General features: G+C 71.1%; 13 protein-coding genes. 8 read left to right on the forward strand and 5 right to left on the reverse strand.

Going from position 1 to position 12,498, the window contains the following annotated elements:
• Positions 1–287: 287 nt before the first annotated feature.
• From ACFWVE_RS26910 to ACFWVE_RS26930, 5 genes are all read left to right on the forward strand, one after another.
• Positions 288–419 (forward strand): hypothetical protein, encoded by a 132-nt coding sequence (locus ACFWVE_RS26910; RefSeq protein ID WP_384019005.1) that lies wholly within the window; start codon positions 288–290, stop codon positions 417–419.
• A 99-nt stretch (positions 420–518) separates the two neighbouring features.
• Complete coding sequence (locus ACFWVE_RS26915) at positions 519–1,562, forward strand: 3-isopropylmalate dehydrogenase (RefSeq protein WP_384019008.1); 1,044 nt, start codon at positions 519–521, stop codon at positions 1,560–1,562.
• Positions 1,563–1,812: 250 nt separating this feature from the next.
• A complete protein-coding gene (locus ACFWVE_RS26920; protein WP_384019011.1) occupies positions 1,813–2,901 on the forward strand; it encodes a branched-chain amino acid aminotransferase in 1,089 nt (362 codons plus the stop codon).
• 428 nt (positions 2,902–3,329) lie between these two features.
• On the forward strand, positions 3,330–4,934 hold the full coding sequence (cimA, locus tag ACFWVE_RS26925; protein ID WP_384019014.1) for a citramalate synthase: 1,605 nt from the start codon (positions 3,330–3,332) through the stop codon (positions 4,932–4,934).
• A gap of 139 nt (positions 4,935–5,073) precedes the next feature.
• Complete coding sequence (locus ACFWVE_RS26930; protein ID WP_384019017.1) at positions 5,074–6,426, forward strand: hypothetical protein; 1,353 nt, start codon at positions 5,074–5,076, stop codon at positions 6,424–6,426.
• A 300-nt stretch (positions 6,427–6,726) separates the two neighbouring features.
• On the opposite strand, the gene ACFWVE_RS26935 is transcribed toward ACFWVE_RS26930, so the two are convergent.
• On the reverse strand, positions 6,727–6,912 hold the full coding sequence (locus tag ACFWVE_RS26935) for a DUF397 domain-containing protein (RefSeq protein WP_384019081.1): 186 nt from the start codon (positions 6,910–6,912) through the stop codon (positions 6,727–6,729).
• 85 nt (positions 6,913–6,997) lie between these two features.
• Positions 6,998–7,603 carry a YceI family protein gene (locus tag ACFWVE_RS26940; protein WP_384019020.1) on the reverse strand — a complete coding sequence of 202 codons (606 nt, stop codon included), beginning with the start codon at positions 7,601–7,603 and terminating at the stop codon, positions 6,998–7,000.
• Positions 7,604–7,740: 137 nt separating this feature from the next.
• Between ACFWVE_RS26940 and ACFWVE_RS26945 the strand changes: the two genes are divergently transcribed.
• The 3 genes from ACFWVE_RS26945 to ACFWVE_RS26955 all read left to right on the forward strand — a co-directional run bounded on the left by ACFWVE_RS26945 (position 7,741) and on the right by ACFWVE_RS26955 (position 10,658).
• Positions 7,741–8,553, forward strand: coding sequence for a hypothetical protein (locus tag ACFWVE_RS26945; protein WP_384019023.1), 813 nt, complete (start codon positions 7,741–7,743; stop codon positions 8,551–8,553).
• A 235-nt stretch (positions 8,554–8,788) separates the two neighbouring features.
• On the forward strand, positions 8,789–10,372 hold the full coding sequence (locus ACFWVE_RS26950; RefSeq protein WP_384019025.1) for an acyl-CoA carboxylase subunit beta: 1,584 nt from the start codon (positions 8,789–8,791) through the stop codon (positions 10,370–10,372).
• A 91-nt stretch (positions 10,373–10,463) separates the two neighbouring features.
• The gene (locus tag ACFWVE_RS26955; protein WP_384019028.1) at positions 10,464–10,658 is read left to right on the forward strand and encodes an acyl-CoA carboxylase subunit epsilon; all 195 of its coding nucleotides are present in this window, start codon (positions 10,464–10,466) and stop codon (positions 10,656–10,658) included.
• Between the two features lie 191 nt (positions 10,659–10,849).
• On the opposite strand, the gene ACFWVE_RS26960 is transcribed toward ACFWVE_RS26955, so the two are convergent.
• From ACFWVE_RS26960 to ACFWVE_RS26970, 3 genes are all read right to left on the reverse strand, one after another.
• A complete protein-coding gene (locus ACFWVE_RS26960; protein WP_384019031.1) occupies positions 10,850–11,431 on the reverse strand; it encodes an ATP/GTP-binding protein in 582 nt (193 codons plus the stop codon).
• Positions 11,412–11,984: a DUF742 domain-containing protein gene (locus tag ACFWVE_RS26965; RefSeq protein WP_384019034.1), complete on the reverse strand. Its 573-nt coding sequence runs from the start codon at positions 11,982–11,984 to the stop codon at positions 11,412–11,414. The genes ACFWVE_RS26960 and ACFWVE_RS26965 overlap by 20 nt, the downstream gene beginning before the upstream one ends.
• 94 nt (positions 11,985–12,078) lie before the next feature.
• A complete protein-coding gene (locus ACFWVE_RS26970; RefSeq protein WP_042168317.1) occupies positions 12,079–12,492 on the reverse strand; it encodes a roadblock/LC7 domain-containing protein in 414 nt (137 codons plus the stop codon).
• Positions 12,493–12,498: the final 6 nt, after the last annotated feature.

Consider the following 12,498-nt stretch of genomic DNA (forward strand, 5'->3'; position numbering starts at 1 on the left):
GGCCAGGTCGTACAGACCTGGCCCGTCCGACGTTTTCGCAGGTCACCGCGGTACGACCGGGTCCGCCGTCTCAGATGGTAGGAAGTCCGAGTAATTGTGCAGACAGATGCGCCACGCCCCCCTATTTTTGTAGGAGCCGAACGTCTCGCTCGATCAAGCGAACGGCGGTAGTGAGCCGGGCCCCGTGCAGGCAACCCCTGCGGCCCCCGCTCCCCGCCCCTTCCGGTGACGCGTTTCCCCCGCCGCATTCCCGCGCATTCCCGGCTTGTCGAAGGAGTCGATCCCCCATGGCCGAGACCACCGCCCGCCGCCGCGTCCGCCACACCACCCGCACGAGCGAGTCCGACCGCAAGAACGCGGCCGCCGCCCTCCAGCGCGCCCTCGACCGCCGCGACAACGGTGGCTCGACCGGCCACTGAGCCGCGCCGGGCCGCACCGCGCCGCGGCTTCCTCCCCTGTGGATGTCCGCATCCCGGACAGTCCATGTCAGAGCATGGGACGAGGAGTAGGGTGCCCGCATGTCTCGCAGCATCAATCTCGCAGTGATCCCCGGTGACGGCATCGGCCAGGAAGTCGTGGCCGAAGGCCTGAAGGTGCTCTCCGCCGTCCTCCCGCAGGATGTGAAGCTGGAGACCAAGGAGTACGATTTCGGCGCCCAGCGCTATCACGCCACCGGTGAGACCCTCACCGACGCCGACCTCGACGCGCTGAAGCGGCACGACGCCATCCTGCTCGGTGCCATCGGCGACCCGAGCGTCCCCTCCGGCGTCCTGGAGCGGGGCTTCCTGCTGAAGCTCCGCTTCGCCTTCGACCACCATGTGAACCTGCGGCCGTCGAAGCTCCTGCCGGGCGTGGCCACACCGCTCGCGGGGCAGCCGGAGATCGACTTCGTCGTCGTCCGCGAGGGCACCGAGGGCCCGTACACCGGCAACGGCGGCACCATCCGCAAGGGCACCGAGCACGAGGTCGCCACCGAGGTCTCCGTGAACACGGCCTTCGGTGTCGAGCGCGTCGTCCGCGACGCCTTCGCCCGCGCCCAGGCCCGCCCCCGCAAGAAGCTCACGCTGGTCCACAAGAACAACGTGCTGACCTTCGCCGGCCACCTGTGGACGAACGTCTTCCACAAGGTGGCCGAGGAGTACCCCGAGGTCACCACCGACTACATCCACGTCGACGCCGCGACGATCTACCTCGTCACCCAGCCCGAGCGCTTCGACGTGATCGTCACCGACAACCTCTTCGGCGACATCATCACCGACCTCGCCGCGGCCGTCTCCGGCGGCATCGGCGTCGCCGCCAGCGGGAACATCAACCCGTCCGGCGCGTTCCCGTCCATGTTCGAGCCCGTGCACGGCTCGGCACCGGACATCGCGGGCCAGGGCAAGGCCGACCCCAGCGCCACGGTCCTGTCCGTCGCCCTCCTCCTGCGCCACCTCGGCCACGAGACCGAGGCCACCCGCATCGAGGGCGCCGTCTCCGCCGACCTCGCGGAGCGCGGCGGCCTGCCCGCACGCAGCACCTCCGAGATCGGCGACGCGCTCGCCGTACGCGTAGCCGGCTGACCTGGCGCGCACACTCGACACCGCTCGAAGCCGCCGGTCGCGACCGCCCGGCGGCTTCCGCATGTCCCCGCCGGGTGCCACCATCGACCACCGGGCCGCATTCACCCCGTATTTCCTCCTCCGCCGCCTCCGGGCGATAATCGAACGCGGAGCCGCGGATTGAGGGAATGCTCGGACGTCCTACCACTGGCCACCGGCCGTACGGGCGTGAGCGCGGCCCGTCACTACAACCGGTGAAGGACACCCACTCATGACCACGCCCACGATCGAGCTCAAGCCCTCCGCCCACCCCCTCTCGGACACCGAGCGGGAGGCGGTCCTGGCGGACCCGGGGTTCGGCCGCCACTTCACCGATCACATGGTGACGATCAAGTGGACCGAGGGCCGGGGCTGGCACGACGGGCAGCTCGTCCCGTACGCGCCGATCCCCCTCGACCCGGCGACCCACGTCCTGCACTACGCGCAGGAGATCTTCGAGGGACTGAAGGCCTACCGCAGGCCCGACGGGTCCGTCGCCACCTTCCGCCCCGAGAAGAACGCCGAGCGGTTCCGGCGCTCCGCCCGCCGCCTCGCGATGCCCGAGCTGCCGGTGGAGACGTTCATCGCGGCGTGCGACGCCCTGGTCGGGCAGGACAAGGCCTGGGTGCCGGCGCACGGCGGCGAGGAATCCCTCTACCTGCGCCCGTTCATGATCGCGACCGAGGTCGGCCTGGGCGTGAAGCCCGCCAACGAGTACCTGTTCCTGGTGATCGCCTCCCCGGCCGGCGCCTACTTCCCCGGCGGTGTGAAGCCGGTCTCCATCTGGGTCTCCGAGGACCGGGTGCGCGCCGTCCCCGGCGGCATGGGCGACGCCAAGACGGGCGGCAACTACGCGGCCTCCCTGCTGGCCCAGGCCGAGGCCGCCGCCAAGGGCTGCGACCAGGTCTGCTACCTCGACGCCGTGGAGCACTCCTGGGTCGAGGAACTCGGCGGCATGAACCTGTACTTCGTCTACGGAGACAGGATCGTCACCCCCGAGCTCAGCGGCTCCATCCTGGAGGGCGTCACCCGTGACACGCTGCTGAGCGTCGCCCGCGACCTCGGCTACGAGGCCGTCGAGGAGCGGGTCTCGGTGGAGCAGTGGCAGCGCGACACCGAGAACGGCACCCTCACCGAGGTCTTCGCCTGTGGCACCGCGGCCGTCATCACGCCCGTCGGCACCGTCAAGCGGGCCGGCGGCGAGTGGCAGCAGAGCGGCGGCGAGCCCGGCGAGGTCACCCTGCGCCTGCGCCGGGCCCTGCTCGACATCCAGCGCGGCACGGCCGAGGACAAGCACGGCTGGATGCACCCGCTGGGCTGAGCCCGTACGCACCCGCCGGACCGCGCACCGAAGCGGTCCGGCGGGTGCGCGGTCCGGCGGGTCGCAGCGGTTTTGGCTCACCGGCCCCGATTCCCGCTCCCGGCCCTCCGGACGCCGCAGGCCGGACACTTGACGCCCGCATCCTGAGACGGACGGTGATCGCGGGGCCGCTCTGTGCCAGACTCCCCCCGTGCTCTCGTTCGCCACGATTATTGGCAGCAGGCGCGCCGGTCCGCAGTGACCGCACGTACGACAACGTACGGGCGGACACCGTCGTCCTCGACCCGCGCGCAGACCTCTCGCACCCGCGAGAGGTTTTTCTGTTTCCTGGCCCACCTCAAGCCGGGGACCGGGCGCGAGGGAGCACGGGGGGCGGTGGAACCGGTCATTCCGGTAGACCGAGATCCAACACCAGGAGCCTTCAGACCATGACCGCAACCAGCGAGCCCGACGACTCGTTCCACGTCTTCGACACCACCCTGCGCGACGGCGCCCAGCGTGAGGGCATCAACCTCACCGTCGCCGACAAGCTGGCCATCGCACGGCACCTGGACGACTTCGGCGTGGGTTTCATCGAAGGCGGCTGGCCCGGCGCGAACCCGCGCGACACCGAGTTCTTCGCCCGTGCCCAGCAGGAGATCGACTTCCGGCACGCCCAGCTGGTCGCCTTCGGCGCCACCCGCCGCGCCGGCACCACCGCAGAGAAGGACCCGCAGGTCAGGGCGCTCCTCGCCGCCGGCGCGCAGGTCGTCACGCTGGTCGCCAAGTCCCACGACCGCCATGTCGAGCTCGCCCTGCGCACCACCCTGGACGAGAACCTGGCGATGGTCCGCGACACCGTGGCCTTCCTCAAGGCCGAGGGGCGCCGGGTGTTCGTCGACTGCGAGCACTTCTTCGACGGCTACCGCGCCAACCCCGAGTACGCCAAGTCCGTCGTCCGCGCCGCCTCCGGGGCCGGCGCCGACGTCGTCGTCCTGTGCGACACCAACGGCGGCATGCTCCCCGCCCAGATCCAGGCCGTCGTCTCCACGGTGCTCGCCGACACCGGCGCCCGGCTCGGCATCCACGCCCAGGACGACACCGGCTGCGCGGTCGCCAACACCCTCGCCGCCGTCGACGCGGGCGCCACCCACGTGCAGTGCACGGCCAACGGCTACGGCGAGCGCGTCGGCAACGCCAACCTGTTCCCGGTGGTGGCCGCGCTGGAGCTCAAGTACGACCGGCAGGTCCTGCCCGAGGGCCGGCTGAGGGAGATGACGCGCATCTCGCACGCCATCGCCGAGGTGGTCAACCTGACCCCCTCCACCCACCAGCCCTACGTGGGCGTCTCCGCCTTCGCCCACAAGGCAGGCCTGCACGCCTCCGCGATCAAGGTCGACCCCGACCTGTACCAGCACATCGACCCCGAGCAGGTCGGCAACACCATGCGGATGCTGGTGTCCGACATGGCCGGCCGCGCCTCCATCGAGCTCAAGGGCAAAGAGCTCGGCATCGACCTCGGCGACGACCGCGAACTGGTCGGCCGGGTCGTGGAGCGGGTCAAGGAACGCGAGCTCAGGGGCTACACCTACGAGGCCGCCGACGCGAGCTTCGAGCTCCTGCTGCGTGCGGAGGCCGAGGGCAGGCCGCTGAAGTACTTCGACGTCGAGTCCTGGCGCGCCATCGTCGAGGACCGCCCCGACGGCATCCACGCCAACGAGGCCACGGTGAAGCTGTGGGCCAAGAACGAGCGCATCGTCGCCACCGCGGAGGGCAACGGCCCGGTCAACGCCCTGGACCGGTCCCTGCGTGTCGCCCTGGAGCGGATCTACCCGCAGCTCGCCAAACTGGAGCTCGTCGACTACAAGGTCCGCATCCTCGAGGGCAAACACGGTACCCAGTCCACCACCCGGGTCCTGATCTCCACGTCCGACGGCGCGGGGGAGTGGTCGACGGTGGGCGTCGCGGACAACGTCATCGCCGCGTCCTGGCAGGCCCTGGAGGACGCGTACACGTACGGCCTGCTGCGCGCAGGGGTCGAACCGGCGGCCTGACACCGCGGTCGGGTCCGGCAGGGACGGCCCGTGGCGACGTGCGGTGCCGCCCGGTGGTGCGCGGGTCGCGTGCGCCGTACGGGAAATCCCTGCCGGACCGGATGCCCGTTTCCGTCCCGGTTCGGGTAGCTTCGGACATATGAAGGACGCGCTGACGCGTACCCTCGTACGCCTGCTGATCGTGCCGGTGGCCGCCGTTCTGGCGGTCCTGATGGCCGGGGTGCCGGGTGCGCACGCGGCCACCGACCTGTCGACCGTGGCCCAGGCCCTGCGTGAGAGCCCTGTCTACGTCGATCCCGAGGCGACCGGCATCCTGTCCGAGTCGGACGCCGAGGCCCTCGCGGACAGGATCGAGGACGCGGGCAAACCCGTCTTCGTCGCGGTTCTCCCGGCCGGCTACCCCACCGAGAACCTCTTCCAGAACCTGCGTACCGAGACCGGGATCACCGGCCTGTACGGCGTCCGCCTCGGTGACGGGTTCGACGCGCGTGCCGACAGCAGTGTGCTGAGCCGTCAGGGCGTGGGGAACCTGGTCACCTCCGCCCAGGGCGCGGGCGACGCCAAGGCCCAGCTGAACGACTTCGTCGACGACGCCCTGCGCAACATCGGCGGCTCGGCGCCGGCCTCCTGGAACGAGGGCGGCGGCGAGGTACCGGTCGGCGGGCTGATCGCCGTCGGCACGGTGGTGGCGGTGGGCGGCGCGGGCGCGTACGCCGTGGTCCGCCGCAACCGCAAGCGCCACGAGGAGGAACAGCGGGCCGCGCTGGAGAAGCTGCGGGTCGTGGTCGACGAGGACATCACCGCGTTCGGCGAGGAGCTCGACCGGCTCGACTTCCACCCCGGCGAGCCCGACGCCGACGACGCCATGCGCGCGGACTACGAGCGCGCGCTGGACTCCTACGAGCTGTCCAAGCAGCTGATGGACGGGGCGGGCAGGCCGGAGGACGTCCGGGCGGTCACCCAGGCCGTGCAGGACGGCCGCTTCGCGCTGGTCACGCTCGCCGCACGCCGTGAGGGCCGGCCGCTGCCGGAGCGCCGTCCGCCCTGCTTCTTCGACCCGCGTCACGGCCCGTCGGTCGCGGACGCCCGCTGGACGCCGCCGAGCGGCACCGCGCGGGAGGTCCCGGTGTGCGCCGCGGACCGGGACCGCATGGCCGACGGACTGGAGCCGGTGGCCCGCGAGGTCGACACCGACTCCGGCCGCCGCCCCTACTGGGAGGCGGGTCCCGCCTACGGTCCCTGGGCCGGCGGCTACTTCGGCGGTGGCATGCTGCCCGGTCTGCTCGTCGGCACGATGCTCGGCAGCATGATGGCGAGCCCCGCCTACGGTGCCGACTACGGCGGCGGTTACGGCGACTTCGGCGGATACGGCGGCGGCGACGTCTCCGGCGCCGACTTCGATTCCGGCGACTTCGGCGGTGATTTCGGGGGCGGCGGCCTCGGTGGTGGCGGCGGCTTCGGCGGCGGCGGAGACTTCGGCGGAGGTTTCTGACGCCGTCGGCGGCGTGGGGCTGATTGCGGCGCGGTGGGCGGGCCGGTGGACGTGGGGCCGCGCTTCGTGACCGGTGTCGTGCTTTCGCGGGCCGAGAGCCTGTTCGGCGCGGTGTGGCCCGAGGTCTACGCCACCCGGCACCTCGGCGCCGTCCGGTCGGTGGTGGTGACGGTCCCGGTCCTCGCCTCGGTTCTGGACCCCGGGCCGGCGGCCTGCTTCTCGACGCCGGGGTGGGCCGACCGGTCCGGTTCCCCGCGCCCGGCGGGTACCGCCTCGCGGCGTCCGCGCCCGTCACACCCGTCACCCGGCGTCTGCGAGCCCGCAACACCGCCGCCCCGCGCTTGAAGGAGCGGCTGCCGGGCCCGCGTCGTTCAGCGGCCGGATACGGCCGAGGAACCCGGCCCGGGCGGCGGGGGAGACGGTGAGGACGGGGCCGTCGGCGTTCCTCGAGTCGCGGATGCGGACGGCGGAGAGGTGCGGGGAGATTGACGGGCAGGGGTCGGCCCGGACGCCGTGTCCGGCTCCGGGCCTGCCGTTTTGAACTCGGGTGCTCCCGAGGGGGCGGCGAAGCTCAGGCCTGCTTGATCGCCGAGATGTCGAAGTTCAGCTTGATCTTGTCGGATACCAGGACGCCGCCCGTCTCCAGGGCCGCGTTCCAGGTCAGGCCCCACTCGGAGCGCAGGATCTCCGCCTTGCCCTCGAAGCCGACGCGCTCGTTGCCGAAGGGGTCCTTCGCGGCGCCGTTGAACTCGAGGTCGATGGTCAGCGGCCGGGTGGTGCCCAGGATGGTCAGGTCGCCGGTGATGCGGTAGTCGTCGCCGCCGAGGGCCTCCGTCCTGGTGGTGCGGAAGGTCATCGTCGGGAACTCGTCCGTCTTGAAGAAGTCCGCGCTCTTCAGGTGGCCGTCACGGTCGGCGTTGCCCGTATCGATGCTGTCCATCACCACGTCGATGGTGGCCGTGGAGTTGGACGGGTCGGTGCCGTCGAGGTGCAGCGTGCCGGTGAAGTCCTGGAAGCCGCCCTTGACGTTGGTGACCATGGCGTGCCGGGCGACGAAGCCGAACGTGCTGTGCGCGGGGTCGATCGTGTACTCGCCGGTCAGCGCGGCCAGGTCCGGGTTCACCGCGGTGGTGATCGCGGTGGCGGTGTCGTTGTCCTTGCGGCCGAAGATGCCCATGGTGTTCCTCCTGGGAGATCACGTTGAATGTTCAACTAACTTGACGAGATCCACCGTAGGGCCATTCTCTTCAATTTTCAACATCTTTCGTGAGAGTGTCGCGGTGGGACCGCCGGGAGGCGCGGTACCCACCGGTCATGCCCTCGGTGGCGGTCCTGGTGGAGCTGCTGCGGCGCGCCACGTCGGGCGGCCGGGTGGAGTGCTGGGAGCGCTTCGCGCGGAGCGCCGCCCGCCTCCCGGGCCGGGTGCCCGACGACCGTGGCGGCACACCCCTCGACCTGGCCCTCCGCTTCCTCGACGAGCGCGAGCGGGTCGAGCCCCTGCCCCCGCGTGCCCGGCCCCCGGCGGACCCGCGCGCGGCCGCCCGTGCCGCCGCCTTCGCCTCCGCGCCGCAGGGCGCGGAAGTGCCGGCGGAGGCCGCACCGCGGGAGACCGGACGGATCGACGTGCTGGTCGCGGGGCGGGCGTCGGCCGGGCGGGGCCGTTCCCGACCATGCCGCACACCGGCATCGACCGGGTGCTGTTCCTTGGTCTCAACGCGACGCTGCACCCCGTACGGGAGGTGCCGCCCTCCGTGGTGGCGGCCGGCGGCGGCCGGGTGGTGCTCGTCGGCTCGGTGGCCGGCGCCGTGGACGTACGGGAGGGGGCGGTGCACTCCGCCCGCCAAGGCCGGACTCGCCGCCTTCGCCGAGGCGCTCCGGCAGGAACTGCGCGGGACGGGCGTGGGGGTGACGCCCGTCGTGCCCGGCCCCGTCGAGACGGGCTTCTTCGTCCGCCGCGGCAGGCCGTACCATCGTTCCCACCCGCGCCCCACCCCGCCCGGCCGGGTCGCGGGCGCGGCCTGGCCGGAACGCCGTCTCCCAGGGCCCGACGACGCCTGCATCCCCACCTGGCTCACCTCCCGTCCCGGGTGCGCGCCCTCGCCCCCGGGCTCTACCGCGGACTCCTGAACCGCTTCGGCTGAGCCGCGGCCGCGCGTCACTCCCGTGGAGGTATGCGCCGTCGATGAATGTGAGGCGGCTCTCAGGTGACGCCTTTGTGTGACCCCTACAAGCCGAAAGTCCTCTGAGCAGTCGGAACGGCTGCATTCCGCCATGGTTCTGTTCAGTGCTACCAGGAAAACGCCCCGGAGACTGTGAGGAGTCGACGGCTCGCATTTCCGGGTGGGCTTCGTAAGGTCGCAGCATGACCGTTTTGGATGACGCACCGGGTGAGCCGACCGACGCGCGCGGACGCGTTGCCGAACTGCACGAAATCCGTGCGCAGGTACTGGCCGGCCCGAGCGAGAAGGCGACCCGGGCGCAGCACGCCAAGGGCAAGCTGACTGCCCGGGAGCGCATCGAACTGCTGCTGGACCCGGGCTCCTTCCGCGAGGTCGAGCAGTTGCGCCGGCACCGGGCGACCGGGTTCGGTCTGGAGGAGAAGAAGCCGTACACGGACGGTGTGATCACCGGCTGGGGCACGGTGGAGGGCCGCACGGTCTTCGTCTACGCCCACGACTTCCGGATCTTCGGCGGTGCGCTGGGCGAGGCCCACGCCACCAAGATCCACAAGATCATGGACATGGCCATCGCGGCGGGCGCGCCGCTGGTCTCCCTCAACGACGGTGCGGGCGCCCGGATCCAGGAGGGCGTCTCGGCGCTCGCCGGCTACGGCGGCATCTTCCAGCGCAACACCAAGGCGTCCGGTGTCATCCCGCAGATCAGCGTGATGCTCGGCCCGTGCGCGGGCGGCGCGGCCTACAGCCCCGCCCTCACCGACTTCGTGTTCATGGTCCGCGAGACGTCGCAGATGTTCATCACCGGGCCGGAGGTCGTCAAGGCGGTCACCGGCGAGGAGATCAGCCAGAACGGTCTGGGCGGCGCGGACGTGCACGCCGAGACCAGCGGTGTCTGCCACTTCGCCTACGACGACGAGGAGACGTGCATCGCCGAGGTGCGCTACCTCCTCTCGCTGCTCCCGCAGAACAACCGCGAGAACCCCCCGAGGACCGAGAACAGCGACGCGGCCGAGCGCCGCGGCGAGGTCCTGCTGGACCTGGTCCCGGCCGACGGCAACCGCCCGTACGACATGACCAAGGTCATCGAGGAGATCGTCGACGACGGGGAGTACCTCGAGGTCCACGAGCGCTGGGCGCGGAACATCATCTGCGCGCTGGCCCGGATGGACGGCCAGGTCGTCGGCATCGTCGCCAACCAGCCCCAGGCGCTGGCCGGCGTGCTGGACATCGAGGCGTCCGAGAAGGCCGCCCGCTTCGTCCAGATGTGCGACGCCTTCAACATCCCGATCCTCACCTTCCTGGACGTCCCCGGCTTCCTCCCGGGCGTCGACCAGGAGCACGGCGGCATCATCCGCCACGGCGCCAAGCTCCTCTACGCCTACTGCAACGCGACCGTCCCCAGGATCTCGCTGATCCTGCGCAAGGCGTACGGTGGCGCCTACATCGTCATGGACAGCCAGTCCATCGGCGCCGACCTCACCTACGCCTGGCCGACCAACGAGATCGCCGTCATGGGCGCGGAGGGCGCGGCCAACGTCATCTTCCGCCGCCAGATCGCCGACGCCGAGGACCCGGACGCCATGCGGGCGCGCATGGTCAAGGAGTACAAGTCCGAGCTGATGCACCCCTACTACGCGGCCGAACGCGGTCTGGTCGACGACGTCATCGACCCCGCCGAGACCCGCGAGGTGCTGATCCGCTCCCTGGCGATGCTGCGGACCAAGCACGCCGACCTGCCCTCCCGCAAGCACGGCAACCCGCCGCAGTAGACGGCCTGCCGACCGAAGCAACCCGCCCCGGTAACCGGGCGGACCCGCCGCGGCAACCCCGCGGACCTCTCTCCCAGGGAGACTGACACCCATGAGCACACCCGACATCCGCGTCGAGAAGGGCCACGCCGGGCCCGAGGAAGTCGCCGCCATCACCGCGATCCTCCTCGCCCGCGCCGCCGCCCGCCCCGCCCACGACGCCCCGGCCCACCCCGACCGTGCCAGGGCCGGCTGGCGCCGCCTCGAACGCGAGCCCGGCTTCCGCGCCCCGCACAGCTGGCGCTGACCTCACACGAGAAGAGGCCCCTCCACGAAGGAGGGGCCTCTTCTCGTGGCGCCGTGGGCGCGACCAGCCGCGGACAGATCCGCACCCGGCATGCAACAGCCCCCGGCAGCCCAGCGGCCGCAGGGGGCTTTGCGCAACCCGGCGTTACGGGGTGCCGCCTGCGGCAGGAGCCTCGCAGCCGGCGCGGAGCGCTACCGCAGGCGTGCCATGAGGGCGTGCTCGACCAGAGTGATCAGCGCGCTCTTGGCGTCCGAGCGGTGCCGGGCGTCGGTGGTGATGATCGGGGCGTCGGGCCCGATCTGCAGGGCCTCACGCACCTCGTCCGGGTTGTACGGCTGCTGTCCGTCGAAGCCGTTGAGCGCGATGACGAACGGGAGGCCGCTGTTCTCGAAGTAGTCGACGGCCGGGAAGCAGTCGGCGAGCCTCCGCGTGTCGACGAGCACGATCGCGCCGATCGCGCCGCGCACCAGGTCGTCCCACATGAACCAGAAGCGGTCCTGGCCGGGTGTACCGAAGAGGTACAGGATCAGGTCCTGGTCCAGGGTGATACGGCCGAAGTCCATGGCCACCGTCGTGGTGGTCTTGTCCCCGGTGTGGGTGAGGTCGTCGATGCCCGCTGAAGCGGACGTCATCACGGCCTCGGTACGCAGCGGGTTGATCTCCGAGACAGCGCCGACGAACGTGGTCTTGCCCACGCCGAAGCCGCCCGCCACCACGATCTTCGCGGAGGTGGTGGAGCGGGGAGGACCGCCGCTAGAGCTTGCGAAGTCCACTGAGCACCCTTTCGAGCAGTGTCACGTCTGGCTGGCCGCCGGCGCTCTCGTCGCCGCCGGGCTGATGGATGGCGACCAGTCCTGCCTCCGCCAAGTCGGCGACGAGAATCCTGGCCACGCCGAGAGGGATGGTCAGCAGGGCCGAGACCTCGGCCACCGACTTGATCTCCCGGCAGAGGTGGCAGATCCGCTGATGCTCGGGCAACTGGCCCTGCATCTGGTGCGGCTGCGCGGTGGTGTGCACCAGCGCCTCGATGGCGAGCTGGTACCGCGGCCTGGTGCGGCCGCCCGTCATCGCGTACGGGCGCACCAGGGGACTGTTCGACGCCCCGGCGGGCGCCGGCTCCGGGGTGCGGCGCTGCGGCTGCACGGGCTGGATGTGCGGCGCATGCGGCTGCTCGTACGGCGAAGGACCGGGGCCCTGCGGCTCGTACGGCTGGCCGTGGTTCGGCGAAGAGGGGTAGCCGTACCGGTTCGGGGAACCGTCGTTGTGCCCCTGTGCGGGGTCGTACGACCAGTTGCCCGTAGACGATCCGCCTGGTGGTGTAGCCACTTTTCTCCTCCTCCGACTGTGCCTGGCATCCTCACGTGGAAGCCGCGTCCCAAGACCTTACGGCCACGGGACGCGAAACCGCACCGTCCGTTTGTCAGTTGAGCAGGCTCCCCTGGAGCTCCGCCCGAAGGTCCGGGGTCAGGACCGTACCGGCACGGTCGACCAGGAGGGCCATCTCGTACCCGATGAGACCGATGTCCGCATCGGGATGTGCGAGAACGGCGAGTGAGGAACCGTCGGAAATGGACATGAGAAACAGGAATCCCCGCTCCATCTCCACAACCGTCTGGTTCACGCTGCCACCCTCGAAGATCCGGGAGGCGCCTGCCGTCAGCGACGTCAGACCGGAGGCCACGGCCGCGAGCTGGTCCGCGCGGTCGCGGGGAAATCCTTCGGACATCGCCAGAAGGAGTCCGTCGGCGGAGACCACCACCGTGTGGGACACCCCCGGGGTGTTGTCCACGAAGTTGGTGATCAACCAGTTCAGGTTCTGTGCCGCCTGGCTCATCGGGCT

Origin of the sequence: Streptomyces sp. NPDC058632 (genome assembly GCF_042717095.1) — a bacterium.
In the GTDB taxonomy this organism is placed as follows: Bacteria; Actinomycetota; Actinomycetes; order Streptomycetales; family Streptomycetaceae; genus Streptomyces.